Source organism: Kitasatospora sp. DSM 101779 (assembly GCF_025655475.1).
Classification (GTDB): domain Bacteria; phylum Actinomycetota; class Actinomycetes; order Streptomycetales; family Streptomycetaceae; genus Kitasatospora.
Map to the genome: position 1 here is coordinate 1,931,624 of NZ_JAHTIK010000001.1, position 25,362 is coordinate 1,956,985.

Consider the following 25,362-nt stretch of genomic DNA (forward strand, 5'->3'; position numbering starts at 1 on the left):
GGCGCAGGCCGCGGGGCCGGGAGGCGGCGGGGGCCCGGTGGACCGTCGGCCCGTGCCACCAGCTGGTGCCGGCGGCCTGGCCGTGCGGGTCGGCGGGGCGTCCGCCGAGGTGCCGGGCCGGGTAGAGCCCGAAGACGGCGGTGAACAGCCGGTGCGCGTCCGCCTCGTCGGCGTCGGCGAACCGGCGGGCCAGCAGCTCGGCCTGCGGGTACGCGCCGGTGCGCGCCTGGGCCGTGAGCTGCCCCGCCCCGCCCATGCGCCCGTCCGCCACGCCGCCGGCCGCCCCGCGGGCGCCGGTCGCGTACTCGTGCTGCTCCATGTCGATGCCCAGCCTAGACGGTGCCCGGGGCCGGACGGCACGGCTCCGCAGGTCCGTCCGGCAACCGCTGCTACGGGCGGGTAACCGTCCCCTTCCGCCCGTGCCCGGCGTCCCCCTGAGGTCCTCGCATGCCGAACCTGCCCGACGTGGTGCTGCGGTCCCTACCCGCCTTCGTGCTGCTCACCGTCCTGGAGGCGGTCTCCTGCCGGTTCCGTCCGGACGAGGACGAACGGGGCTACGCCGGCAAGGACACCGCGGCGCCCCGCAGGGCGGTTACCCGGACCGCGACTTCGGTGGCATCCTGATCGTCTTCGACCGGCTGTTCGGCTCGTTCACGCCGGAGACGGAGCGGCCGGTCTACGGCCTGACCAAGAACCTGGAGAGCTACAACCCGCTGCGGGTGGCGACCCACGAGTACGCGGCGATCGCCCGTGACGTGGCCGCGGCCGGCAGTTGGGGCGACCGCCTCCGCCACCTCACCAAGGGGCCGGGCTGGCAGCCCGCCCGCACCGACAGCCCGGAGGGCACCCCCGTATGACCGTCTCCGCACGACTGCGCGCCGCGCGCGGCCTCGCCACCGCCTTCGCCGCCACCTCGGCGGCCCACCTGGGGGCGATCGCCACCGGCGCGACGGTGCTGCAGAACACCACCAAGCCCGCCCTGATGCCGCTGCTGGCCGCGCACAGCCTGGCCTCCGCGGAACGCGCGCCGAAGCTGCTGGCACCGGCCCTGCTCGCGAGTACCGCGGGCGACGTGCTGCTGCAGCTGGGCGGGAACACCGCCTTCCTGGCCGGGATGGGCTCCTTCGCGGCGGCGCACGTCGCGTACGTGACGATGTTCGCCGAGCAGGGCGCCTTCACGGACCGGCGGCGGACCCTGCTGGTGGCCGCGGGCTACGCGGCGGCCTGGGCGGCGGTGATCTCCCAGCTCTGGCCGGACCTCGGCGGCCTGCAGATCCCGGTGGCGGTCTACAGCCTGCTGCTGGCGTCCACCGCGGTGTCCTCGGCCGGGCTGGGGCTCGCGACCGGGATCGGCGGCGGGCTGTTCCTGCTGTCGGACAGCCTGATCGCCGTCCGGCTGGCCGGCTGGAAGCTGCTGCCCGGCCACAACGTGCTGGTGATGGCGACCTACATCGCCGCGCAGTACCTGCTGGCACGCGGCGCGCTGCGGGCCGAGGCGGCCCGGACGGAGCCGCGGGCCGCGGACGGAACGGCCGGGGTGCGACTCGGCGCCCCGGCCTGAGCGGACGGGGCGCCGGGCGGACGATCGGCCATCAGGACTGCGGGGCACGGCGCCGCAGCAGCCAGAAGCCTCCGAGGCCGGCGGCGACCAGCGCACCGCCGGTGGCCAGCTCCCGGGCGCCGGTGCCGGTGACCGAGCCGCCGACGCCGGTGGCCACGCTGCCGTGCGGCTCGGGCGCCGCGGTGCCGTGGCCGGCCGGGGTCAGCGGGGCCAGCACGCCGACGGTGCCGGTGAACGCGTCGCCGTTGGGGCACTTGCCGTCGATGCCCCAGGAGGCGGGCTGCTCGGTGACCTGCTCTGTGAGGGTGAGCTCGGTTGCCGAGAGCAGCGCGATGCTGCCGGTGTAGGTGCCGTTGGGGCCCGCGGTCAGCGTGACGGTGCCGCCGGTGAACGCCTTCGAGCTGGCCGTGATGGTCTTCGTCGTGCTGGCGGGGCAGACCACGTTGACGGTGACCTTCTCACCGGGGGCAGCCTGGGCCGGGGTGACCTTGGCCGGTTCGGGCCCCTTGGCGGGCGCGGCGGGCACGGCGTTCGCGGTCGGCGCGGCGAGGGCGAGCAGGGCGGTCGTGCCGAGGACGGCGGCGGCGGTACGCGGGATGCGCATGCCGGACCTCCAGGTTCTCGGATGCGGCCGGGGGCGGGGTCGCCCCGTGGTCGGTCGGCTGCACCCAGTCATGCCCGACGCTAGGCAGCCCGGCCGTACCCGGCCACCGCACGCGACCGTTCGGGTCCACACCGTCACCGCGGGCACCCGCCCGTTGCTCAGACCTCCAGGTCGACGACGACCGGGGCGTGGTCGGAGGTGCCCTTGCCCTTGCGGGCCTCGCGGTCGACGTAGCTGTCGGTGACCGCGTCGGCGAAGGCCTTGTTGGCGAGCGTCAGGTCGATCCGCATGCCCCGGTTCTTCGGGAAGGCGAGCTGGCGGTAGTCCCAGTAGGTGTAGGGGCGGTCGTACTTGAGCGGGCGGGGCAGGACGTCCTGCAGGCCGGCCTCGTGGAGGGCGGCGAGCGCGGCCCGCTCGGGCTCGGTGACATGGGTGAGGCCGACGAAGGCGGCCGGGTCGAACACGTCCTCGTCGCTCGGGGCGATGTTGAAGTCGCCGAGCACCGCGAACGGGCGGTCGCCCGCCGCGTCCTCCAGGACGGACTGCCGCAGCGTCTCCAGCCAGGCGAGCTTGTAGCGGTAGTGCGCGTGGTCGACCTCGCGGCCGTTCGGCACGTACACCGACCAGACCCGGACGGGCCCGCAGGTGGCGCCGATCGCGCGCGGCTCGACCTCGGGCAGCAGCGCGTCGTCGGCCTGGTAGCCGGGCTGCTCGGGCAGGCCGCGGACGACGTCCTCCAGGCCCAGCTTGGACAGCACCGCGACGCCGTTCCAGCGGCCGCTGCCGTGCGCGGCGGTCTCGTAGCCGAGCGCCCGGACCTCCTCGTACGGGAATGCGTCCGCGGCGCACTTGAGCTCCTGCAGGCAGAGCACGTCGGGGGCGGCGCTCTCCAGCCACTCCAGGAGCTTGGGCAGCCGTGCGGTGACGGAGTTGATGTTCCAGGTGGCGATGCGGACGGTCACGGCGGGCGGCCTCCCCGGTGGTACGGGCGTGGTGCGGGCTGGGTACGGGCTTGGTACGGGCTTGGTGCTGACACGGTCGTACGGCCGTTCGGGCGGGTACGCGCGAACGGGGCGGGCGCCCGGCAGGCGCCCACCCCGAACATACCGCCCGGCGCCGACAACCCCGGGCGGTCAGCGGGCGGGCCGCACCACCGCCGCAGCGCCGCCGCCGCGGCGCACCGGTTCGGCGGCCGCCCGCCAGCGCCCGTCCGGCAGCCGTTCCACGCCGGTGGCGGCGCCGATCTCCGGGGAGGTCGCGAGCACCTGGCCGAGCGCCTCCAGCCCGGCCCGCTCGGGCAGGGCGAGGAAGCCGGCCTCGGCGGCGGTGGTGGCGGCGTTGCGCTGGCTGGCCCGCGGTGCGGCGATCGCCTGCTCCAGGGTCAGCCCGCGGTCGATCCGGCCGAGCAGCACCTGCAGCACGGTGGTGATGATAGTGGCCCCGCCGGGCGAGCCGGCGGCGAACAGCGGCCGGCCGTCGCGCAGCACGATCGTCGGCGAGATCGAGGAGCGCGGCCGCTTGCCGGGCCCGGGCAGGTTGGGGTCGGGCACGCCCGGGGTCACCGGGGCGAAGGAGAAGTCGGTCAGTTCGTTGTTGAGCAGGAAGCCGCGGCCGGGCACGGTGATCCCGCTGCCGCCGGTCTGCTCGATGGTGAGGGTGTAGGAGACCACGTTGCCCCAGCGGTCGGCGACCGTCAGGTGGGTGGTGCTCGGGCCCTCGTACGCCTCGGTGGCGGCCGGGCCGGCGGAGCCGCAGGCGGCGGGGTGGTACGGGTCGCCGGGGGCGAGCGGGCTGGTCAGTGCACGGGCCGGGTCGAGCAGGCAGGCGCGGGCGGCCGCGAAGGCCGGCGAGAGCAGCCGGTCGGTGGGGACGGGCTGCGCGGCGGGGTCGCCGACCCAGCGGTTGCGGTCGGCGAAGGCGATCCGGGAGGCCTCCAGGAAGCGGTGGTAGTACTGGGTGGCGTCGAGGTGGGCCAGGTCCGAGTGGGACAGGATGCCGAGCGCCTCGCCGACGGTGGTGCCGCCGCTGGACGAGGGGGCGATCGAGTAGACCTCGTTGCCGCGGTAGGACACCCGGGTCGGCCTCTGCTCCAGGACCCGGTAGGCGGCGAGGTCGGCGCGGTCGACCCTGCCGGGCCGGGCGGTCCGGCCGGAGGCCGGGTCGACCGGCGGGTGCTGCAGGGTGTTGACCACGTCGGCGCCGATCGGGCCGCGGTAGAGGGCCTTCGTGCCGTCCCGGCCGAGCTGCCGGTAGGTGGCGGCGAGGTCGGGGTTGCGGAGCGTCGAGCCGACCTCGGGGAGCGAGCCGCCCGGCAGGAAGAGCGCCCTGGTGGCCGGGAAGTCCCGGAACCGGGCCTCGTTGGCGGCGGTCTGGTCGCGGAAGGTCCGGTCGACGGTGAAGCCGCGGTCGGCGATCCGCTCGGCCGGGCGCAGCACGTCGGCGAGCGGGCGGGTGCCCCAGAGCTGCAGGGCCTTCTCCCAGGTGGCGGCGGTGCCGGGCACGCCGACGGACAGGCCGCTGGTGACGGCGTCGGCGAAGGGCAGCGGCCTGCCGTCGGCGTCCAGGAAGAGCGAGGTGTCGGCGGTGCGGGAGGCGGTCTCGCGGCCGTCGAGGGTGGAGACCCTGCCGGTGCGGGCGTTGTAGGCGACGAAGTAGCCGCCGCCGCCGATGCCGGCCGAGTAGGGCTCGGTCACGCCGAGGGCGGCGGCGGTGGCGACCGCGGCGTCGACCGCGTTGCCGCCGCGGCGCAGCACCTCGATGCCGGCTGCAGTGGCGTCGGCGTCGACACTGGCGACGGCACCGCCCCAGCCGACGGCCTCGGGGCTCTTGGGCAATGCTTCCGCGGGCGCCGCCCCGGCGGGCGCGGCAGCGCCGAGGACGAGGCTGGTGGCGAGTGCGATCGGCGGGGCGAGTCGGGCCAGAGCTCTCATGCGTGGGCCTCCTGAGGCAGCGTCAGCTATCCGTTCTGCCACAGGTGCAGTGGACAGGACAACAGCGCCTCAGGCCACTACCCGTCAGTAGTTTCGTTATCGCGTCGACCGGCTCAACGGCAACGGCACCGCCGTGATGCTCGCCAACGCCTGGGGCGACTCGATCTTCCCGCCGAACCAGCTCACCGACTTCTACGAGCGGCTCACCGGCCCCAAGCGCCCCGAACTGCGACCCGGCGACCACGCCACCGCCGAGGCCACCGGCCTGGCCGGCCTGCCCAACGACGTCTGGACGGACACCCGGGCCTGGCTCGACCACCACCTCAAGGGTGTCGACCACGGCATCGACCGGCTGCCGCCCGTCCGCATCGGGCCCCAGCTCCAGGACGGCTACGAGGACTACCCCGACTGGCGGTCCGTCACCGGCTCGACCCTGACGCTGAGCCTCGGCGCCCGCGACCGGCTCGCCACCGGACCACTCTCCACCGGCGCCGCCCGGACGGGCTGGACCACGCCGATCTCCACCGCCCCGACTCCTGCGCGGACGGCGGCGTGATCTTCCTGTCCAACCTGGCCGAGCAGTTCCTCAAGCTGCCGCCGACGGTCCCGGTGCCGCTGCTGCCGCGGGCGTCGCCGCCGTCCGGGGCGTACGGCTCCGCGCAACGGGTCCGCGGGTCGGTGCGGCTGCACCTCGGGGTGACGCCCTCGGCCGACCGGGGCAGCCTGGTCGCCTACCTGCACGACGTTGACGCGCTCGGCACCGGCCGCCCACGCCCCGTACGCCTTCCTCGACCGCACCCCCGGCAGGCGGTTCACCGCCGACGTCCGGATGCAGGGCACCGCCTACGGCGTCCCGGCCGGCCACCGCCTCGCCCTGGTCGTGGACGGCGTCGATCCGCTCTGCATCACCGACAACCCGGCCTTCGCCACCCTCACCTTCGGCTCGACCGCCGACGACCCGTCCTGGGTCGCGGTGCCCCTCAAGGAGGGGAACCCAAAGGGGCGCGGGGAACTGCGCAATCCGAAGGTGGGCATCGTGACGAACGCGGGCCCGGCCCTGGTCCGTACGGCGAGCCCCATCCGGACTGCGCAGTTCCGCCCCCCAGCCTTCAGCCGGGAGGTGCCCCCACGCGCCTCTGGTGGGCCGCCCTGCGGCGTGTCTTCAAAGGCGATCGGGAACCCAGAGGGGCGCGGGGAACTGCGCAACTCGGATGTGGACCGCCGTGCAAATCCGGGCTCGGCCCAGGTCACGACGGTGCCCGCCCCCGGACTGCGCAGTTCCGCCCCCAGCCTTCGGCCGGGAGGTGCCCCGGCGCCCCTGGATCAGCACCCGACCGCCCTTTGAAGACATGCCCTACGACATCTTGCGGCGCCGCTTGACGGTGCGGAAGCGGCGGGCCACCTGGCGGGCCAGGTCGGCGGCGCCGACCAGGCCGGCCTCGTTGCCGAGGGCGGCGTGCACGATGCCGGCCTCGGGGCGGAACCCGCGGCCGGTCAGGGTACGCCTGAAGGCGTCCTGGGCCGGGCCGAGCAGCAGGTCGCCGGCCTCGGAGACGCCGCCTCCGATGACGAACCGTCCGGGGTCGAGCGCGGCGGCCAGGTTGGCGATGCCGACGCCGAGCCAGTGGCCGACCTCGTAGAGGAGTTCCACGGCGACGGCGTCGCCGTCCCGGGCGGCTTCGGTGACGAGCGGACCGGTGATGCCCTCCGCGGTGCCGCCGGCCCGGGCGAGCAGCGACTGGACGACGGGCGACTCCTCGGCGACCAGCCCGCGCGCCTCGCGGACGAGCGCGTTGCCGGAGGAGTACTGCTCCCAGCAGCCTCGGTTGCCGCAGGGGCAGCGGTGCCCGCCGGGCACCACCTGCATGTGGCCGAACTCGCCCGCCAGTCCGTACTTGCCGCGGTCGACGAAGCCGTCCCGGACGACCGCGCCGCCGATGCCGGTGCCGAGGGTGATCATCACCATGTGGTCCTCGCCGCGGCCCGCGCCGAACCGCCACTCGGCCCAGGCGGCCGCGTTGGCGTCGTTCTCGACCACCACCGGGAAGCGAAGCCGCTCGCTGAGCGCCTCCTGCAGCGGCTCGTTGCGCCAGTTGAGGTGGGGGGCGAAGAGCACCCTGGAGCGGTCGGCGTCCACCCAGCCGGCCGCGCCGACGCCGACGGCGTGCACCTCGTGCTTGTCGGCGAGCTGCAGCACCAGGTCGACGATGACGTCCTCGACCACGGTGGGGCTCTTGCTCTTGTGCGGGGTCTCGGTGCGGACGCGGTCCAGCACCCGGCCCTCGCCGTCGACCACTCCGGCCACCACCTTGGTGCCGCCGATGTCCACGCCGACGGTGGGCAGCCGCAGGACGCCGGCCGGCAGGGCGCGCCGGCGGCGGTCGGCGCTGCGCGGCCCGAGGCCGAACAGGGTGGGCAGGACGGCCGGCCGCTGGGTGCTGTGCGGGCTGGTCACGGGGGCGGTGGCTCCTTCGGGTCGGACGGCCGGCGGGCCGGCGGGCTCACCGCCATCCTCCCGCGTCCGGCCGCGCCTGCGGGGTCCGGTCCCGGCGCAGCCGCGACTGCCAGCCAATCCTCATCCGAATGACCGCAGGTGCTGCCCCGTTCGAGGGATTCGGTCAGGAGGCTGGCAAACTGGGCTGGGCCGCGCGGGGGATTCACATGGAAACGTGATGTTCCTCTCAGGTTCTGCTCAGTTCGGGCGGAACCGAACGGCGGTTTCCATCTGTCTGATCACATCGGAACGCGCACGGGCGAGCGGGGCCCGGGCTGCCTGCGACCCGGATACGAGAACCTGAATGCAACTGACCGGAACACCCTTCCTGATCGTCACGATCGTGCTCGTGCCGCTCTCCATTGCGGCGGCGCTGCTGCTCTGGGGCAGGGTGCGCGGGCCGAAGCCGGTGCAGGTGCTCTCCAGACTGGTGATGATCCTGCTCTGCCAGGTGACGGCCGTCACCATGGTGTTCGTCATGGTCAACAACGCCAACCTCATCTACGGCAACTGGGACGACCTGCTGGGCACCGGCGACCACGTCCGCGCCGTGCCGCAGGTGCCGGCCGACGGCCCGGCGCACGACGCCAAGTCCGAGCCGAAGGTGCTGCAGCAGTTCAAGGGCGTGGACGACCCGATGGTGCCCAAGGACGTCCAGCGCACCGAGCTCAAGGGCCAGCTGTCCGGCGTGGACGGCGAGGTGCTGGTCTGGCTGCCGCCGCAGTACAACGAGCCGGCGTACAAGGACAAGATCTTCCCGGTGGTGGAGCTGATCCCCGGCTTCCCCGGCTCCTCCAGCACCTGGTACGGCACCCTCAAGGTGTCCGAGCAGCTGAAGCCGCTGATGAAGGAGGGCAAGGTCGCGCCGTTCATCCTGGTGTCGCCGCGCACCCTGCTGCTCGGCCGCAGCACCGACACCGGCTGCGCCGACGTGGCCGGCAAGGTGAACGCCGACACCTGGCTCTCCCGGGACGTGCCGAAGATGGTGCTCGACAACTTCCGCGCCGACACCTCGTCCGACCGCTGGGCGGTGGCCGGCTACTCGGCCGGCGGCCACTGCGCCGCGAAGCTCGCGCTGGAGCACCCGGACCGCTACCGGGCCGGCATCAGCCTCTCGGGCTACAACGACCCGGCCGCCGAGCCGGACTCGCTGACCGCCAAGAACCCGCAGCTGCGCGAGGCCTCCAACCCGCTGAACATCCTCAAGAAGGCCGCCCAGCCGCCGAAGACCTCACTGTTCGTCAGCGGCAACAAGGGCGACGGCTACGAGGGCGGCCTGGCCCTCCAGCAGGCGGCGAAGGCGCCGACCGCCGTGACCGTGGTGGAGACCACCGGACCGCACGCGGTCGACGTGTGGAAGCCGCTGCTGCCGAAGGCCTTCACCTGGCTGACCGGGATCATCCCCGCCCAGCACTGACGCATCGGCAGCGCAACGCTGACGGGCCGCCCGTCCCATCCGGGAGCGGGCGGCCCGTCGGCGTTGCGGGTGGCGTTCCGTCAGGCGAGTTCCAGCGCCAGGTAGAAGTCCACCCGGTCCTCCAGCCGGGACAGGTCACGGCCGGTCAGCTCCTCGATCCGGCCGATCCGGTAGCGCAGGGTGTTGACGTGCACGTGCAGCTGGGCGGCGCAGCGCGTCCAGGAGCCGTCGGAGCGCAGGAAGGCCTCCAGGGTGCGCACCAGGTCGGCCTGGTGCTCCAGGTCGTAGGCGATGACCTTGTCGAGGAGGCGGCTGCGGAAGGCACGGCGGACCTCGTCCGGCACCGCGGCCAGCAGCAGCACGTGCGAGGCGAGCTCCTCCGGCCCCGCCACACAGACCCGGCCGACCCGGGCGGCGGCGATCCGGCGGGCGTGCCGGGCCTCCTCCAGGGCGCCGCGCAGGCCGTCGGCCTCGCTGGCGGGGGCGGAGACGCCGACGGTGATCCGGCCCTCGGAGCCGAGTCCGGCCTCCAGCGGGGCCAGCAGCTCGCGCAGCGCGTCGGCGGGCACGGCGGTGTCGGGGGCGGGCAGCACCACGACGGCGCCACTGCCCGCGCCGGCGACCAGGGCCCGGTCGGTGGCGTCGGTGAGCGCCTCCTCCAGGACGGCGCGCACGGTGCCCTCGGGCAGGCCGGTGCCCTCGGCCGAGAGGATCAGCCAGGAGTCGGCCGTCCCGGGGCGGCCGCCCTCGTACTTGGCGGCCATGGTGGCGGAGGCTTGCAGGGCGCGGGAGATCTCCACCGGGTCGGCGTCGCGGCGGAGCAGCGCGAGCACCTCGTCGGCGATCCGCCGGCGCAGCCGGCGGCCCTCGTCGCGGCGGGTGCGCTCGGCGGCGACCAGCCGGGCGAGGTTCTCGGCGAGCTGCTGGCGCTTGGGCGTCCACTCGGTCACGTCGCCGGCGACCACGAGCAGCCAGTCGGCGAGCGGGGCCTCGGCGCCGGGATCGGCGGGGGCGGGCAGCAGCGAGTACGCGCCGACCGCGAGGCGGGCACGGTGCGGCGGGCGGCGGCGCTGGCGCTGGGCGGCGAGGTGCGCGCGGACGAGCTGGTCGCGGTCCTCGGCGGAGAGCCGGTCGGCCGGTCCGGCGACCACCCGGCCGGTGGGGGTGATCACCCAGCAGTCGAGGTCGAGGTCGCCGCCGAGCAGGTCGAGCACGGCGTCCAGGCCGCCGCCGCCGGCCGCGGAGACCAGCAGCCGGTGCCGGTCGACCAGGGCGGCGAGGTCGGCGGCCCGGTCGGCGGACACCTGGCGGCCGATGTACTCGGCAACCGTGCCGAAGGCGACGTCGTCGGGCACCACGAGCAGCGGCATCCGGTGCCGGCGGCAGGCCTCGACCAGGTCCTCGGGGACGGGGCCGACCTCGGCCTCGCCGGCGGCCAGGGCGACCGCCCCGCCGGCCGCGATGGTGCGGACGAAGCGCTCGGAGTCGTCCGGGCCGGTGCGCCAGAGCATGCCGGTGAGCACCAGCTCGCCGCCGTGCAGGTAGCGGCCCGGGTCCTGGAGGTCGGTGGTCATCACACCGCTGACCTGCCGGTCGAGCTCTTCCTCGGCGGCGAGCAGCCGTAGCCGCGGGGCGCCGGGGGCGAGCAGGTCGCGGACACGCATCCGCAGACTCCTTCGTACTGGAGGGTGGGGGTCGGGTGGATGTGGGGCCTCACAGTGTGCACCAGGTCCGCGGCCCTCGGCGGAACGTCCCGCACGGCCGGCCGGTCACGGGCCCGTCGCCTCACCGTCACGGCCGGATTACGGTCGTAGATGGCGGTAGGGAAACCGCTGGACTGGGCACTTGTCAGCCTTAGAGGAACGTACAGGATGCCGGGCAGGACCGGCGCGCGGGCTTCATGCCATCGGTGACTGCCAGTGGGCCCCGTCACAGCGGTTCACTGGCCACACGCCACCGGAACACCCCGGTGACCGGAGCTCAACGCCGAGGCAACGAAGCGGTAGCAAGGTCCGAACACCGAGTTCGGGGCACTGTGCCCACTGTCCGGTTGGCGACGACTTGAGGAGACACCCGCATGGAGTTCCTTCGGCCCGCTACGTGGGACGAGGCGCTCGCGGCGAAGGCTGAGTACCCGACCGCGCTGCCCATCTCCGGGGGCACGGACGTCATGGTCGAGATGAACTTCGACGTGCACCGGCCATCCGCGATTCTCGACCTGAACCGCATCGGCGACCTCGCCACCTGGTCGATCGACGGCGACACCGTGAGGCTGGGCGCCGCGGTTCCGTACAGCAGGATCATCGACGAGCTGTCCGGACCGCTGCCGGGCCTGGCCCTGGCGGCACACACCGTCGGCTCGCCGCAGATCCGCAACCGGGGCTCCGTGGGCGGCAACCTCGGTGCCGCCTCGCCCGCCGGCGATTCGCACCCGGCGCTGCTGGCCGCCGGCCGCGACGTCTTCGTGGAGGCGGCCTCGGTGCGCGGCACCCGGCTGATCCCGATCGACGACTTCTACACGGGCGTCAAGCGCAACAGCCTGGAGGCCGACGAGCTGATCCGCGCCGTGCACATCCCGGTGGCGGACGGCCCGCAGCAGTTCTCCAAGATCGGCACCCGCAACGCGATGGTGATCGCGGTCTGCGCGTTCGGTTTCGCACTCCACCCGAAGAGCCGCACGGTCGGCACCGGCATCGGCTCGGCCGCCCCCACCCCGCGCCGCGCGGTGGAGGCCGAGGAGTACCTGCGGGGCGTGCTCGCCGAGCGCGGCCTGTGGGAGTCGGGCGACCTGCTCGGCACCGAGGTGATCCAGCGGTTCGGCGAGCTGGTCCGCGATGCCGCGTCCCCGATCGACGACGTCCGCGGTACCGCGGACTACCGGAAGCACGCGCTGGCCGTGATGGCCCGCCGCACGCTGACCTGGACCTGGAACGACTACAGCAAGCAGATCAGGAGCGCGGCATGAGGGTCACGTTCACCGCCAACGGCAAGCCCGTCGAGGCCGACGACGTCTGGGAGGGCGAGAGCCTCCTGTACGTGCTGCGCGAGCGGGTCGGCCTGCCGGGTTCGAAGAACGCCTGCGAGCAGGGCGAGTGCGGCTCCTGCACCGTCTACCTGGACGGGGTGCCGGTCTGCTCCTGTCTGGTCGCGGCCGGCCAGGTGCAGGACCGCGAGGTCCGCACCGTCGAGGGCCTTGCCGAGGAGAGCGGCGACCTGGGCCTCGTCCAGCAGGCCTTCGTCGACGCGGGCGCCGTCCAGTGCGGCTTCTGCACCCCCGGTCTGCTGGTGCAGACCGACGCGCTGCTCGCCACGGATCCGCAGCCGAGCGACACCGACATCCGCGAGGCGCTGTCGGGCAACCTGTGCCGCTGCACCGGTTACGAGAAGATCATGGACGCGGTGCGGCTCGCCTCCGCCCGCACCTGCGCGAAGGCGGTCTCCGAATGAGCGGCACCCGCACCATCCAGGGCCAGAAGAACCTGCAGAACATCCACCAGGCGAGCAAGGACGGCATCGGCGGCTCCCCGCTGCGCCCGGACGGCACCCTGAAGGTCAAGGGCGAGTTCGCCTACTCCTCGGACATGTGGCACGAGGACATGCTGTGGGGCATGGCGCTGCGCTCGCCGCACCCCCGCGCCAACATCCTCTCGGTGGACATCTCCGAGGCGCTCAAGGTGCCCGGCGTGTACGCGGTGCTGACCCACGAGGACATCCCCGGCTCCAAGTACTACGGCCTGGAGATCCAGGACCAGCCGGCGCTGGCCATCGACAAGGTCCGCTACCACGGTGAGGCGATCGCCCTGGTCGCCGCGGACCACCCGGAGACGGCCCGCCGCGCGGTGAAGAAGATCAAGGTCGAGTACGAGGTGCTCACCCCGATCACCACCGAGGAGCAGTGCCTCGACCCGGAGACGTACGGCTACGTGCACGAGCCGCACGAGTACAAGTCGCACGGCTCGGGCAACATCTGCCACAGCCAGAAGCTGGTCTCCGGCGGCGGCGTGACCGACGAGATCCGGGCGCTGGCCGACGTGATCGTCAAGGGCACGTACGAGGTCGGCATGCAGGACCAGGCCTTCCTCGGCCCGGAGTCCGGCCTGGCGGTACCCGCCGAGGACGGCGGCGTCGACCTGTACATCGCCACCCAGTGGCTGCACGTGGACCGCCAGCAGATGGCCCCGGTGCTGGCCCTGCCGGAGGAGAAGGTCCGGCTCACGCTGGCCGGCGTGGGCGGCGCCTTCGGCGGCCGCGAGGACCTGTCGATGCAGATCCACGCCTGCCTGCTGGCGCTGCACACCGGCAAGCCCGTCAAGATCGTCTACTCCCGCGACGAGTCCTTCTTCGGCCACGTGCACCGCCACCCGGCGAGGATGACCTACGAGCACGGCGCCACCCGGGACGGCAAGCTGGTCTTCGCCGACTGCCGGATCGTGCTGGACGGCGGCGCGTACGCCTCGGCCTCCCCCGCGGTGGTCGGCAACGCCGCCTCGCTCGGCCACGGCCCGTACGTCATCCCGAACGTGCGGATGGAGGCGATCGCCCTCTACTCCAACAACCCGAGCTGCGGCGCGATGCGCGGCTTCGGCGCGGTGCAGGCCTGCTTCGGCTACGAGTCCCAGATGGACAAGCTCGCCGCCGAGCTGGGCATGGACCCGGTGGAGCTGCGCCAGATCAACGCCGTCACCCAGGGTGACTTCATGCCGACCGGCCAGGAGATCGACGCGCCCGCGCCGGTCGCCGAGCTGCTGCAGCGGGTCAAGGACATGCCGCTGCCGCCGCCGCTGGACCTGGAGAACCTGGACGTGCGCACCCTGCCGGGCGCCCTGTCCAACACCTCGCACGGCGAGGGCATCGTCCGCGGCATCGGCTACTCGGTCGGCATCAAGAACGTCGGCTTCTCCGAGGGCTTCGACGACTACTCCACCGCCCGGGTGCGCCTGGAGGTGATCGGCGGCGAGCCGGTCGCCATGGTGCACACGGCGATGGCGGAGGTCGGCCAGGGCGGCGTCACCGTGCACGCGCAGATCGCCCGCACCGAGCTCGGCGTCGAGCAGGTCACCATCCACCCGGCCAACACCGAGGTCGGCTCGGCCGGCTCCACCTCGGCCTCCCGCCAGACGTACATGACCGGCGGCGCAGTGAAGCTGGCCGCCGAGGCGGTCAAGCAGGCGCTGATCGAGAAGGGCCGGCGCCGCTACGGCTGGGAGCACAAGGACATCACCCTGGTCGGCGGCAAGGTCGTCTCCGAGACCGGCGGCGTGCTCGTCCCCATGGTCGACCTGCTCGGCGACGAGGCGATCGACCTGACCCGCGAGCACCACCACCGGCCGACCGTCCCGTTCGACAAGGAGACCGGCCAGGGCTTCGGCCACGTCCAGTACACCTTCTGCGCCAACCGCGCGGTCGTCGACGTGGACGTGGAGCTCGGCCTGGTCAAGGTGGTCGAGCTGACCGCGGCCCAGGACGTCGGCAAGGCGCTGAACCCGCTCTCCGTGGTCGGCCAGATCCAGGGCGGCTGCACCCAGGCCCTCGGCCTCGCCGTCATGGAGGAGATCGTCGTCAAGGACGGCAAGGTCCGCAACGCCTCCTTCACCGACTACCTGATCCCCACCATCCTGGACACCCCGCCGATCCCGGTGGACATGCTGGAGCTCCCCGACCCGCACGCCCCGTACGGGCTGCGCGGCGTCGGCGAGGCCCCCACCGTGTCGGCCACCCCCTCGATCGTCGCGGCGATCCGCAACGCCACCGGCCTCGCCCTCAACCGGGTGCCGGTCCGGCCGGAGCACCTCACCGGGACGCTCTAGCCACACCGCGCAGGACCTCCCCGGGGCGGCGCCATGTCTTCCCCGCCGCCCCGGGGGCGCACCACAACTCCACACACCGGATGTGCTCCACCCCCTGCCCCACCCACGCCGGGGACCGGCAGCGGGCGCACCACCCCATCCGGTACGCGGACCCGCCGCGTGCCGACCGTGAGTCGAACAGTCCCCCTCAGTGCCTAACTCCCACAGCCTGGCATTCAGGTCGGCTCGCCCACCCCAATCCCCTTTGAACCTTGGGAGTGGACATGACCCGGATCCCCACAGAGCCCGGTACCACTGAAGACAGACCTGCCACCGACGACGCCCTCACGCCGCCGGTCGTCACCCCGAAGAATCCGCTGGATGCGTACTTCAAGATCTCGGCGCGGGGCTCCACCCTCGCGACCGAGCTCCGGGGCGGCGTCACCACCTTCATGGCGATGGCCTACATCGTCCTGCTCAACCCGATCATCCTGAGCGGGGCGGACGTCAACGGCGTCAAGCTCGACCACTCCGCGCTGACGACCGCGACCGCGCTCGCCGCCGCGGTGACCACGATCCTGATGGGCGTGGTCGGCAACGTGCCGCTGGCCCTCGCCGCCGGACTCAGCGTCTCCGGCGCCATCTCCGCACTCGTCGTGCCGCACACCACCTGGCCGCAGGCCTTCGGCCTGTGTGTGATCTACGGCCTGTTGATCGTCCTGCTGGTGGTCTCCGGACTCCGCGAGAAGATCATGAACGGCATCCCCCTGCCGCTCAAGCACGCCATCACCATCGGCATCGGCCTGTTCGTCGCCATCATCGGCCTCTACAAGGCCGGCTTCGTCCACACCGGCGGCCCCACCCCGCTCTCGCTCGGCCCCTTCGGCGAGCTGGCCGGCTGGCCCGTGCTGATCTTCGCGCTCACCCTGCTGGCGATCTTCGTACTGCTGGCCCGCAACGTCCGGGGCGCCATCCTGATCGGCATCGCCGGCGGCACCGTCCTCGCCATGATCGTCAACGCGGTCGCCGACCTGCCGGCGAAGACCTGGGCCAACTCCGCCCCGGTGTGGCCGGGCAGCCCGGTCGCCGCCCCCGACTTCGGCCTGTTCGGCCACGTCGACCTCTTCGGCGCCTTCACCGGGAAGGGCATGGGCGCGATCAGCGCCTCGGTCGCCGTCTTCACCCTGGTGCTGGCCGGCTTCTTCGACGCGATGGCCACCATCATCGGCGTCGGCACCGAGGCCGGGCTGGCCGACAAGAAGGGCCGGATGCCCGGCCTGTCGAAGGCGCTGTTCATCGACGGTGCCGGCGGCGCGGTCGGCGGTGTGGTCGGCGCCTCCGGCCAGACCGTCTTCGTGGAGTCCGCCACCGGCGTCGGCGACGGCGCCCGGACGGGCCTCGCCTCCACCGTGACCGGCCTGTTCTTCGCCGCGATGCTGTTCTTCTCGCCGATCGCCGGCATCGTCCCGGTCGAGGTCGCCGCCGCCGCCCTGGTCGTCATCGGTTCGATGATGATGAGCCAGGCCCGGCACATCGACTGGTCCGACCGCGAGGTCGCCATCCCGGCCTTCCTCACCTGCGTCCTGATGCCGTTCACCTACAGCATCACCGCCGGTGTCGCCGCGGGCGTCATCTCCTACACCGTGATCAAGGCCGGAACCGGCAAGTGGCGCGAGCCCGGCCCACTGATGTGGATCCTCACCGCGGTCTTCGTCGTCTACTTCGCCCTCACGCCCGTCAAGGCGTGGCTCGGCGTGCACTGACCGGACCCGGCCGCCGTACCGGAGCACCTCTCCGGTACGGCGGCCGACCCCGTCACCCCGTTACCCTCGTCCTAAGGAGCACCCACCCATGCAGGACATCGCCGCGCAGCTCAACGCCTGGCACGCGTCCGGGCGCTCCTTCGCCGTGGCCACCGTCGTCGCCGTCTCCGGCAGCGCCCCGCGCGACCCCGGCGCCGCCCTCGCCGTCGACGAGTACGGCGAGGCGATCGGCTCGGTCTCCGGCGGCTGCGTCGAGAGCGCCGTCTACGACCTCTGCCAGGAGGCGATCCGCACCGGCGAACCCGTCCTCGAACGCTTCGGCTACAGCGACGAGGACGCCTTCGCCGTCGGCCTCACCTGCGGCGGCGTCCTCGACGTCTTCGTCCAGCCGGTCGTGCCGGGCACCGACCTGGCCGTCGACACCGCCATCACCTACACCGCCTCCGGCACGCCCGTCGCCCTCGCCCGGATCGTCTCCGGCCCGGACGCCCTGCTGGGCGCCGCCGTCGCCGTCACCGCCGACACCCACCACGGCAGCCTCTCCCCCGCCGGCTCCGCCACCCCCGGGCCCACCACGCTGTCGCTGGAGCGCTCGATCGTCGCCGAGGCCCGCGCCATGCTCGACGCCGGCCGCACCGGCACCGTCGTCCTCGCCCTCGACGGCCGCCCCTGCGACCCGACCGACCAGGGCACCGTCACCGTCCTCGTCGAGGCCCACGTCCCCGCCCCCCGTATGATCGTCTTCGGCGCCATCGACTTCGCCGCCGCCGTCGTCCGCATCGGCAAGTTCCTCGGCTACCACGTCACCGTCTGCGACGCCCGCCCCGTCTTCGCCACCGCCCGCCGCTTCCCCGACGCCGACGAGATCGTCGTCGACTGGCCGCACCGCTACCTCGACACCCAGCACCACCGCATCGACGGCCGCACCGTCCTGTGCGTCCTCACCCACGACGCCAAATTCGACATCCCCCTCCTCGAACGCGCCCTGCGCCTGCCCGTCGGCTACATCGGCGCCATGGGCTCCCGCCGCACCCACCGCGACCGCAACACCCGCCTGCGCGAGGCCGGCCTCACCGACACCGAGATCGCCCGCCTCCGCTCCCCCATCGGCCTCGACCTCGGCGCCCGCACCCCCGAGGAGACCGCCGTCTCCGTCGCCGCCGAAATCGTCGCCCACCGCCGCGGCGGCAGCTGCCTGCCCCTCTCCGCCGGCGACGGCCCCATCCACCACGACCTGACGGCGGTCGCACCCGAGCCGGAACCCGAGCCGAAGCCGCGACAGCGGCCGCACGCAGCCTGAGCACAGGGTGGTCCGGTCGGCCCGGTCGGTCCGGGTGCGGGGCCGCCTCCGCGGCGCGACGCTGGAGACCTGAGGACCGCCCCCCACCCGGCGAGGTCCGAGCGGCCGGCCGGTCGTTCTCCGCACCGAAGGGACCACCGCCATGCGCATGCTGATCCAGGCCTCGATCGACACCGAGCGCTCCAACGCCGTGGTCGCCGCGGGGAAGATGCCCGAGTCGGTGGAGGAGATGCTCAACACCCTCAAGCCCGAGGCGGCCTACTTCTACCCGCTGCACGGCCGCCGGGGCTTCACCATGGTGGTGAACATCGCCGACGAGGCCGACCTGATCCCCCTCGTCGAACCGCTCTGGACGGAGATGGGCGCCGACGTCGAGGTGGTCCCCTGCCTCACCGCCCAGGAACTCCAGACCGGCCTCGCCCGCCTCACCGCCCAGTCCTAACGGGACTCGCCCCGGAGGTCAGTCGGCCTCACCGGCGGGGACCACCCACCGCGTCGGCTGGCCGGTGACCTGCGCGATCATGTCGTAGTCGCCGTCGTAGTGCAGCACGGTGACGCCGTGGCGCTCCGCCGTCGCGGCGATCACCAGGTCGGCGGTCGACACCGCCCGCCAGTTGCCCGCACCGACCAGGAGCACCTGGACGTCCAGCGCCCGGTCCCAGACCTCGTGGGTCGTCGGCAGCCAGTCGAAGCCGCGCATCTCGTCGCGGATGCGCTCGGCCTCGGCCTTCGACCGGGCGCTGCGCAGGACCTCCAGTTCGACCGCCGCGCAGACGGCCAGCAGGCCTGCGTTGTGGAGCGGTTCCACCGCCCTGCGAACGGCCTGCTTGGGGAATCGCGCGAGGGTCGAGGTGTCGATCAGAAAGCGTTCCGTCATGCCGCCCGGTGCTCCGAATCACCCTCCACCGGCCCGGTGAGGTCCGGCAGGCCGCCTTCGGCCAACCAGTTCAGGAAGGACTCCCGCTTCCGCCGCTTGATCGCATCGGCGAGCGCGGCGTTCACGGTGGCCACCTTCGTGGTGGTGCCGAAGATCTCCGCGGCCTCGGCCAGCAGCTCGTCGTCCACATCTATCACCGTGCGCGTCATGGCAACCTCCCGAGGCAGTGATATCGAATCTCATGCTATCCGATATCACGGCCCCGTGGCCGTCAGCCGATGTCGAGGCGGGCGAGGCGGCGCAGGAGCGCGGGGCTGAGGCGGCCGAGGAGGCGGGCGGCCTTGGCCTCGAAGGTGACCGGGACGACCGGCTTGCCGGTGCGGACGGCGCGGAGGATCTCGGCGGCGACCTTCTCGGGCGGGAAGCCCCGGCGGGCGTAGGCCTTGGTGGCCTTGGCCCGCTTGGCGGCCTGCTCGTCCGGGTCGGTGCCGGAGAAGGTGGTGGTGCTGGTGATGTTGGTCGCCACGATGCCGGGGCAGATCGCGGAGACGCCGATCCCGTGCGGGGCGAGCTCGGCCCGCAGGCAGTCCGAGAGCATCAGCACCCCGGCCTTGCTGGTGGCGTACGCGGCCAGCGACTTCGCCGGCAGGTAGGCGGCCGCCGAGGCCAGGTTGACGATGTGTCCGCCTCCGCCGCGGGCCACCATCAGGGCGCCGAAGGCGCGGCAGCCGTGGATGACGCCCCAGAGGTTGACGTCCAGGACGCGCTGCCACTCCTTCTCGGTGGTCTGCAGGAAGGTCCCGGCGTGGCCGATCCCGGCGTTGTTGACCACCACGTCGGGCACGCCGTGCTCGGCGGCGACCTGCCGGGCGAAGGCGTCCACGGCCTCGCCGTCGGAGACGTCCACCCGGATCGCGTGCGCCCGGGGGCCGACCAGGCCGCAGAGTTCGGCGGTGCGTTCGGCGGCGGCGAGGTCGAGGTCGCAGACCACCACCCGGTCGCCCTGCTCGGCGAAGGCCAGCGCGGTCGCCCGCCCGATGCCGCTGCCGCCGCCGGTGACCACCGCGAGCCGGCCGCTCACCGGCGGGCCCTGGACGTGTCCGGCGGCGACCCGGGTGACGTGTTCGCGGACGAGCCGGGCCACTGTGCCGCCCTTCTCCAGCAGTGCCGACCAGTGGCCGGCGTCCAGGGTGCGGCGGGTCAGGTGGGGCACCCAGCGCTCCAGGCCCTCGGAGAGGAAGGTGGAGACGTAGCGGTCCCGCTCCAGGGTGATCAGCTGGACGGGCACCTCGGTCGGCCGTTCGCGCGGACTGCGCAGCACCGGCCGGAAGTTGGCCCGGTAGAGCTCGATCCCGCGGACGGCGTCCCGGCCGAGGGTGGGCTGCGGGTGGCCGGGCCGCGGGGTGACGGCCTCCATCCGGTGCAGCACGGTCGGCCAGGCGCGGGCCAGGAAGAGCCGCCAGACGGCCGGTGCCAGGTAGGGCAGTTGGAAGGCCGTGATGTACCAGGAGTGCACGCCCTGGACGAGCAGCTGACGCAGGTGCCGCGGGGTGGGGCGGCGCATCCGGTGCCGGATCCAGTGGCCGATGTGGTCCAGCGACGGTCCGGAGACGGTGGTGTAGGAGGCGATCCGGCGGTGCGCTCCGGGCTCGGTGACGGCCTCCCAGGACTGGATGGAGCCCCAGTCGTGGGCGACCACGTGCACCGGATCGTCCGGGCTCACGGCGTCGGCGACGGCGAACAGGTCGGCGCCGAGGTGCTCCAGCCGGTAGCCGTCCCGGGCGGCGGGCACGCCGGAACCGCCGGCGCCGCGGACGTCGTAGCGGACGACGTGGTGGTCGACGGCGAGGTCGGCGGCGACGTCGTCCCAGACCGCGTGGGTGTCCGGGTAGCCGTGCACCAGCAGGACGGTCGGCCGGGCCGGGTCGCCCTGCTCGTACACGGCCAGCGGCAGCCCGCCGGAGTGGACGGTGCGGCGGCGGATGGTCATGCGGCCTCCTCCTGGAGCGTCCAGCGCCGCACGTGCGGCAGGTCGTCGTCGAGCCAGAACGCGTCGTCGTCCGTGACGACGAGCAGTTCCTCGAACTTGATGCCCACGTCCCGGAAGCCGATGTGCGGCTCGACCGCCCACAGGCCCGGGGTGGGTGCGTGCCGGGACGAGCGGCCGTCCGCCCAGAGCGGGGAGCGGCCGTGCAGCCGCTCGCCGATCAGCTCCCGGCCGAGCGTCTGGAGTGTACGCACGCCGAAGCCGAAGAGGGTGACGCCGGCCGGGCCGCGGGCGGTGGTCCGGGTGACCCGGTGGCCGATCACCCGGCCGGGGTAGACCCGGTGCCGGTTGTCGTAGCCGTGCACGGCGAGCTGGGCGTCCACCGCCGCGTACACCTCGTTCAGCGGCTTGCGGGCCCTGACCTCGGCGAGGATCAGCTCCCGGTAGACCTTCAGGTCGGCGGCGAGGCGGTCCCACACCGGGTTCTCGCCGACCTTGCCGCCGTAGCCGATGTCCGCGGTGTAGCCGTCCACCACCGGCGCGCAGTCCAGCACGTACGGCATGCCCTCCTCCAGCCGGCGCCCGCCGGCGAAGAACTGCAGCGGAGTGTGGAAGTGCCGGAAGGCCGTGCGGTCACCGAACCAGGCGAACGGCACGTGGAAGTAGTCCTGCACCCCGGCCCGTTCCAGGCAGCGGCGCAGCTTCGCGGTCGCCTGCCGCTCGGTGACACCGGGTTCGATCCAGGCGGCGACCTGCTCCGCACAGTGGTAGGCGAGTTGCTGGGTCTCGCGGAAGCGGGCAAGGTCGTGCTCGTCGTACGGGAAACTCACGGCTCTCCTCGGCGGTTCAGAGGTCCAGGACGAGGGTCTCGCCCTCGGCGGCACGGGAGACGCAGGGCAGCAGGGCACCGCCCGCGCGCTCGGCCGGGGTCAGCCGGCGGTCGCGGTGCTCGGGCGTCCCGTCCAGCACCCGCACCCGGCAGATGCCGCAGAAGCCCTGCCTGCAGGAGTACGGCAGGTCGGGACGGAAGTCGCGGGCCACGTCCAGGGCGGACCGGTCGGCGGGCACGGCGAGTTCGGGACCGTCGGCACCGAGCCGGACGGTGAACGGGTGACCGCCGGTCACCGGGGCCGCACCGAACCGCTCGAAGTGCAGTGCACGGGCCGGCGAGGCGTCGAACGCCCGCTGGACGGCGGCCAGCATCGGCGCCGGGCCGCAGCAGTAGACGGCAGCGCCGCGCGGGGCCCGGGCGAGCAGCTCGGCGGCGTCCGGTACACCGTCGCGGTCGTCGGTACGGATCTCCACGCGGCCCGGGTCGAGGGCGCGCAGCTCCGCGGTGAACGGCAGCGCCGCGGCCGTACGGCCCGTGTGCACCAGCCGCCAGTCGAGGCCGAGCGACCGCGCCTGACGGGCCATCGGCAGCAGCGGCGTGATGCCGATGCCACCGGCCAGCAGCAGCACGGCGGGCTCCGCACAGAAGGCGAAACCGTTGCGCGGGCGGGCGGCGGTCAGCAGAGCGCCGACCGCCACCTCGTCGTGCAGCTCGACCGACCCGCCGCCGCCGTCGGCGATCCGGCGCACCGCGATCCGGTAGCGGTGCCGGTCGGCCGGGTCGCCGCAGAGGGAGTAGTGGCGCTGCCGGCCGGAGGGCAGGGTGAGGAGCAGCCGCGCACCGGGCTGCCAGGCGGGCAGCGGGCCACCGGAGGGTTCGGCGAGGTCGAGGGCGGCCACGTCCTCGGCCACCGCGCGGCGACCTGTGACCACCAGGCGCAGGGGCGGGACGGGGGCGGGGGCCGCCCTGCGGGGGCTGCGACGCAGCCCGGGACTGCCGAGGGCCGGGCTGTAGCGGTCGCCGAAGGCGGTGAGCCACCGCATGAAGCGGTCGTCCCGGGGGCGGCCGTACAGGTCGGGCGGCGGAGTGACGAGATCCATCGGTGGCGGCTCCGTGGCGATCGATATCGGAACATGAGGGGCGACCTCAGCGGCGCGGGAGGGCGTCCCCCAGGGGCGCGTGGGTGCACCCACAGCGCGCAGAACGGAGGCATCCCCCCCAGAGGGGCGCCTTGGGGGTTGCCCCCTCAGTGGGTGGCGGCTGCGCGGGCGGCCGGGGAGGTGGCCAGGTAGCCGAGGGCCTGGCTGGAGGAGCCTTCCTGGGTGGGGTGGTAGCCGGGCTTGAAGTAGCGGGCGGCGGAGCGGGCCATCGCCCTCGGGTCGGGCAGCAGGCCGCGGCGGGCCTGCACCTGCGCCTCACGCCAGGTCGGCCGGATCCTGCCGCGGAGTTCGGGGTCGGCGGCGAGCAGGAACCGCACTCCGCGCACCCACAGGTGCACCAGCAGCGGCCCGGAGACGAGCATGCCGCGCATCCGCCGCAGGTAGCCCGGGTCGAGGTGGACCAGCAGGTCGTAGGCGACGCTGCGGTGCTCGACCTCCTCGGCGCCGTGCCAGCGCAGCAGGTCGAGCATGGTGGGGTCGGCCTGGGCGCGGTCCAGGCCGGGCGAGTTGAGCGCCCAGTTGCCGAGGAAGGCGGTGAAGTGTTCGATCGCGGCGACGAAGGCGACCCGCTCGATGATGTTCTCGCGGCGCCGGCGGCCCGTCAGGCCGGGCTTGTCGCCGAGGACGCGGTGGAAGAGCCAGCCGATCTGGCGGAGGTAGGGGCGGGGGTCGAGTCCCTGGCCGAGCAGGTGGTCGAGGACCTCTTGGTGGGCCTCGGCGTGGATGGCCTCCTGGCCGATGAAGCCGAGGACCTCCTCGCGGAGCTGCTCGTCGGTGATCATCGGCAGGGCGTCGGAGAAGACCCGGACGAACCAGCGTTCGCCCTCCGGGAGGAGCAGGTGGAGCACGTTGATGGTGTGGGTGGCGAACGGCTCGTCGGGGATCCAGTGCAGCGGCAGGCTGGACCAGTCGAACTGCACGTCGCGGGGTTCCAGGACGAGGCTGTCGTGGACCCGCGGGGGCTGGGTGGTGCCGGGCATGGGTGAGCCTCCTGGCCTGCGGTGGCGGCTTCGACCCTGGCAACGTACTCGCGGGTAGCAGGCCCGGCAAGGGCCTTATCGACATTGAGTCTAATAAGTTTCCGAGCATCGCTCCGCGCCGGTCCCGGGCTCAGTCCGGCAACGGCGCGGCGCCGCGGACTGCGGCACGGATCTGCGTCAGGAAGGACTCGACCGCGAGCAGGGCCATCAGCAGGGCGAGAGCCCCGGTGAAGAGGCCGAAGGCCGTCGCACCGAGGATGGTGACGAGTGCGTGGTCGTCGAGCGATCCGTCGTCCGGGTCCATCCAGAGCCGGATCCGGCGGCCGTCCGGGTGGTCCCCGGCGAGGCGCCGCTCGGTCAACTGCCGCCCGTCGAAGGTCCAGGAGTGCAGGCAGCCGTAGCGGTCGCCGAACGGCCCGGCGGCCTCCTGGTACACCTGGCACTCCGTCACGGTGACGCTGACCGCCTGCGGAGTCCGGTACCAGTCACGGGTGCGCTCCACCGCCCGGCCGGCCAGCTCGGCACCGATGCAGAGCATGGCCAGGAAGAACAGGGCCGCCAGGCAGCCGACGAGCACATCGGCCCTGGCCAGCAGGCCGCCGAGGAACGCCAGCACCAGGCCGCCGAGCAGCAGGAACAACACCGGCCCGGCCGGGTCCAGCTGCCAGTCCACGCCGGCGGAGTAGGCGATCGCCGCGGCCGACGGGACGGCGGCCGCCAGCCCGGCCGCGACGCACAGCAGGCCGAACGGCCGAACCCCGGTGGTCATGGCTTCCCCCTCCGACGGCGCCGGCCACCATCGGATCCTGCCCGGGCCGGGACGGGTCCACGCCGGGGCTACACCGCCATCGCGAGCATCAGCGGGGCGGCGCGCAGGGACAGGAGCTCGGCTGCGGCGCGCAGGCGGTGGGTCTCGGTGGCGGGCAGGGAGGTGGCCAGGCAGCCGACGGTGGCGCCGGCGGTGACGGGGACGGCCGCGCAGACGGTGCCCAGCGCGTACTCCTGGAGGTCGAGCACGGGGACGGTGGCGGGCTGCCGGTCCAGGCGGTGCAGCAGTTGCTCGGTGTCGGTGATGGTGCGGGAGGTGAGCCGGGCGACGGGGTGGCGGGCGAGGTGGTCGCGGCGGCCGTTGTGGTCGAGCTGCCCGAGCAGGCACTTGCCCATCGCGCTGGCGTGGGCCGTCGCCCGGAAGTCCACCCACTCCTGGACGGCGGGCGCGTGGTCGGCGGCGGAGACGGCCTCCACGGTCAGTTCGCCGTCGTGGTAGCGGCTGAAGTAGACGGCGGCGCCGAGTTCGTCGCGCAGGTCGGCGAGCCGGCGGTGCAGTCGCGCCCGGACGAGCTGTTCGCGGTTCTGCTGGCCGAGTACGGTGAGCGCGCCGCCGAGCAGCCAGACGCCGTCGTCGAAGAGCAGGTAGCCCTCGCACTCCAGGGTCTCGGCGAGTTCCCGCACGGCCGCGGCCTGCAGGCCGAGTTCGCGGGCCAGCCGGGTGGTGTCGACGCCGTACGGGTGCCGGTCGACGGCCTCCAGCAGGCGCAGTGCGCGGTGCAGCGGCCCGTAGGGGTTCGGGTTCGGGCGGCCGTGGGCGGGGCCGGTCCGGCGGCCCCGGCTCGGTGCCGGCATGGGCGTCCCCTTCCGCTCGCGCGTACACGCGGCGCGGCCGCGCCTCTC

At 73.6% G+C, this 25,362-nt stretch carries 25 protein-coding genes and 1 pseudogene; 12 read left to right on the forward strand and 14 right to left on the reverse strand.

Annotated features, from left to right (window positions below; all coding sequences use genetic code 11):
• Positions 1–319 (reverse strand): DUF2397 domain-containing protein (locus KSNIM_RS08965; RefSeq protein ID WP_263102691.1); only part of this gene is annotated, 319 nt, incomplete at its 3' end.
• Positions 320–447: 128 nt separating this feature from the next.
• Between KSNIM_RS08965 and KSNIM_RS08970 the strand changes: the two genes are divergently transcribed.
• From KSNIM_RS08970 to KSNIM_RS08980, 3 genes and pseudogenes are all read left to right on the forward strand, one after another.
• On the forward strand, positions 448–624 hold the full coding sequence (locus KSNIM_RS08970) for a hypothetical protein (protein WP_263108265.1): 177 nt from the start codon (positions 448–450) through the stop codon (positions 622–624).
• Positions 579–857 (forward strand): annotated as a pseudogene (locus KSNIM_RS08975) (sterol desaturase family protein); the annotation flags it as partial. The gene KSNIM_RS08970 and the pseudogene KSNIM_RS08975, both read left to right, overlap by 46 nt.
• Entirely contained in the window at positions 854–1,561 is a 708-nt protein-coding gene (locus KSNIM_RS08980) for a lysoplasmalogenase (RefSeq protein WP_411543681.1), read from the forward strand. The pseudogene KSNIM_RS08975 and the gene KSNIM_RS08980, both read left to right, overlap by 4 nt.
• 31 nt (positions 1,562–1,592) lie before the next feature.
• Here KSNIM_RS08980 and KSNIM_RS08985 read toward each other — a convergent pair whose 3' ends face one another.
• From KSNIM_RS08985 to ggt, 3 genes are all read right to left on the reverse strand, one after another.
• Positions 1,593–2,165, reverse strand: a complete 573-nt coding sequence (locus KSNIM_RS08985; protein WP_263102692.1) for a hypothetical protein — start codon at positions 2,163–2,165, stop codon at positions 1,593–1,595.
• Positions 2,166–2,323: 158 nt separating this feature from the next.
• Positions 2,324–3,127, reverse strand: coding sequence for an exodeoxyribonuclease III (locus KSNIM_RS08990; RefSeq protein WP_263102693.1), 804 nt, complete (start codon positions 3,125–3,127; stop codon positions 2,324–2,326).
• Positions 3,128–3,298: 171 nt separating this feature from the next.
• On the reverse strand, positions 3,299–5,095 hold the full coding sequence (gene ggt / locus KSNIM_RS08995; RefSeq protein ID WP_263102694.1) for a gamma-glutamyltransferase: 1,797 nt from the start codon (positions 5,093–5,095) through the stop codon (positions 3,299–3,301).
• A gap of 133 nt (positions 5,096–5,228) precedes the next feature.
• On the opposite strand from ggt, the gene KSNIM_RS09000 reads away from it, so the two are divergent.
• Positions 5,229–5,651: a hypothetical protein gene (locus tag KSNIM_RS09000; RefSeq protein ID WP_263102695.1), complete on the forward strand. Its 423-nt coding sequence runs from the start codon at positions 5,229–5,231 to the stop codon at positions 5,649–5,651.
• A 189-nt stretch (positions 5,652–5,840) separates the two neighbouring features.
• Positions 5,841–6,440 (forward strand): CocE/NonD family hydrolase C-terminal non-catalytic domain-containing protein, encoded by a 600-nt coding sequence (locus tag KSNIM_RS09005; protein ID WP_263102696.1) that lies wholly within the window; start codon positions 5,841–5,843, stop codon positions 6,438–6,440.
• A gap of 9 nt (positions 6,441–6,449) precedes the next feature.
• Here the strand turns inward: KSNIM_RS09005 and KSNIM_RS09010 are convergent, their stop codons facing one another.
• Positions 6,450–7,550, reverse strand: a complete 1,101-nt coding sequence (locus KSNIM_RS09010; protein WP_263102697.1) for an ROK family glucokinase — start codon at positions 7,548–7,550, stop codon at positions 6,450–6,452.
• 343 nt (positions 7,551–7,893) lie between these two features.
• Between KSNIM_RS09010 and KSNIM_RS09015 the strand changes: the two genes are divergently transcribed.
• Positions 7,894–9,006 (forward strand): alpha/beta hydrolase, encoded by a 1,113-nt coding sequence (locus KSNIM_RS09015; RefSeq protein WP_263102698.1) that lies wholly within the window; start codon positions 7,894–7,896, stop codon positions 9,004–9,006.
• 80 nt (positions 9,007–9,086) lie between these two features.
• On the opposite strand, the gene KSNIM_RS09020 is transcribed toward KSNIM_RS09015, so the two are convergent.
• On the reverse strand, positions 9,087–10,670 hold the full coding sequence (locus KSNIM_RS09020) for a PucR family transcriptional regulator (RefSeq protein ID WP_263102699.1): 1,584 nt from the start codon (positions 10,668–10,670) through the stop codon (positions 9,087–9,089).
• A 413-nt stretch (positions 10,671–11,083) separates the two neighbouring features.
• On the opposite strand from KSNIM_RS09020, the gene KSNIM_RS09025 reads away from it, so the two are divergent.
• The 6 genes from KSNIM_RS09025 to KSNIM_RS09050 all read left to right on the forward strand — a co-directional run bounded on the left by KSNIM_RS09025 (position 11,084) and on the right by KSNIM_RS09050 (position 18,297).
• Positions 11,084–11,971 (forward strand): FAD binding domain-containing protein, encoded by an 888-nt coding sequence (locus tag KSNIM_RS09025; protein WP_263102700.1) that lies wholly within the window; start codon positions 11,084–11,086, stop codon positions 11,969–11,971.
• The gene (locus tag KSNIM_RS09030; protein ID WP_263102701.1) at positions 11,968–12,453 is read left to right on the forward strand and encodes a (2Fe-2S)-binding protein; all 486 of its coding nucleotides are present in this window, start codon (positions 11,968–11,970) and stop codon (positions 12,451–12,453) included. The genes KSNIM_RS09025 and KSNIM_RS09030 overlap by 4 nt, the downstream gene beginning before the upstream one ends.
• The gene (pucD, locus tag KSNIM_RS09035; RefSeq protein ID WP_263102702.1) at positions 12,450–14,813 is read left to right on the forward strand and encodes a xanthine dehydrogenase subunit D; all 2,364 of its coding nucleotides are present in this window, start codon (positions 12,450–12,452) and stop codon (positions 14,811–14,813) included. Before KSNIM_RS09030 ends, pucD begins: the two co-directional genes overlap by 4 nt.
• A gap of 263 nt (positions 14,814–15,076) precedes the next feature.
• Entirely contained in the window at positions 15,077–16,555 is a 1,479-nt protein-coding gene (locus tag KSNIM_RS09040) for an NCS2 family permease (RefSeq protein ID WP_263102703.1), read from the forward strand.
• An 88-nt stretch (positions 16,556–16,643) separates the two neighbouring features.
• On the forward strand, positions 16,644–17,855 hold the full coding sequence (locus KSNIM_RS09045) for an XdhC family protein (RefSeq protein ID WP_263102704.1): 1,212 nt from the start codon (positions 16,644–16,646) through the stop codon (positions 17,853–17,855).
• A gap of 142 nt (positions 17,856–17,997) precedes the next feature.
• Positions 17,998–18,297, forward strand: a complete 300-nt coding sequence (locus tag KSNIM_RS09050) for a hypothetical protein (protein WP_263102705.1) — start codon at positions 17,998–18,000, stop codon at positions 18,295–18,297.
• A gap of 18 nt (positions 18,298–18,315) precedes the next feature.
• Here KSNIM_RS09050 and KSNIM_RS09055 read toward each other — a convergent pair whose 3' ends face one another.
• The 8 genes from KSNIM_RS09055 to KSNIM_RS09090 all read right to left on the reverse strand — a co-directional run bounded on the left by KSNIM_RS09055 (position 18,316) and on the right by KSNIM_RS09090 (position 25,314).
• Entirely contained in the window at positions 18,316–18,732 is a 417-nt protein-coding gene (locus tag KSNIM_RS09055; RefSeq protein WP_263102706.1) for a PIN domain nuclease, read from the reverse strand.
• Positions 18,729–18,941 (reverse strand): type II toxin-antitoxin system VapB family antitoxin, encoded by a 213-nt coding sequence (locus KSNIM_RS09060; RefSeq protein WP_263102707.1) that lies wholly within the window; start codon positions 18,939–18,941, stop codon positions 18,729–18,731. Before KSNIM_RS09060 ends, KSNIM_RS09055 begins: the two co-directional genes overlap by 4 nt.
• A 62-nt stretch (positions 18,942–19,003) precedes the next feature.
• Positions 19,004–20,722, reverse strand: coding sequence for an SDR family oxidoreductase (locus KSNIM_RS09065; RefSeq protein WP_263102708.1), 1,719 nt, complete (start codon positions 20,720–20,722; stop codon positions 19,004–19,006).
• Positions 20,719–21,549, reverse strand: a complete 831-nt coding sequence (locus tag KSNIM_RS09070; RefSeq protein WP_263102709.1) for a M24 family metallopeptidase — start codon at positions 21,547–21,549, stop codon at positions 20,719–20,721. The genes KSNIM_RS09065 and KSNIM_RS09070 overlap by 4 nt, the downstream gene beginning before the upstream one ends.
• A gap of 16 nt (positions 21,550–21,565) precedes the next feature.
• Positions 21,566–22,651 carry a PDR/VanB family oxidoreductase gene (locus KSNIM_RS09075; RefSeq protein WP_263102710.1) on the reverse strand — a complete coding sequence of 362 codons (1,086 nt, stop codon included), beginning with the start codon at positions 22,649–22,651 and terminating at the stop codon, positions 21,566–21,568.
• Between the two features lie 146 nt (positions 22,652–22,797).
• Positions 22,798–23,691 (reverse strand): metal-dependent hydrolase, encoded by an 894-nt coding sequence (locus KSNIM_RS09080; protein ID WP_263102711.1) that lies wholly within the window; start codon positions 23,689–23,691, stop codon positions 22,798–22,800.
• Between the two features lie 130 nt (positions 23,692–23,821).
• Positions 23,822–24,460: a hypothetical protein gene (locus KSNIM_RS09085; RefSeq protein WP_263102712.1), complete on the reverse strand. Its 639-nt coding sequence runs from the start codon at positions 24,458–24,460 to the stop codon at positions 23,822–23,824.
• Positions 24,461–24,528: 68 nt separating this feature from the next.
• Positions 24,529–25,314 carry an IclR family transcriptional regulator gene (locus KSNIM_RS09090; protein WP_263102713.1) on the reverse strand — a complete coding sequence of 262 codons (786 nt, stop codon included), beginning with the start codon at positions 25,312–25,314 and terminating at the stop codon, positions 24,529–24,531.
• Positions 25,315–25,362 lie beyond the last annotated feature (48 nt).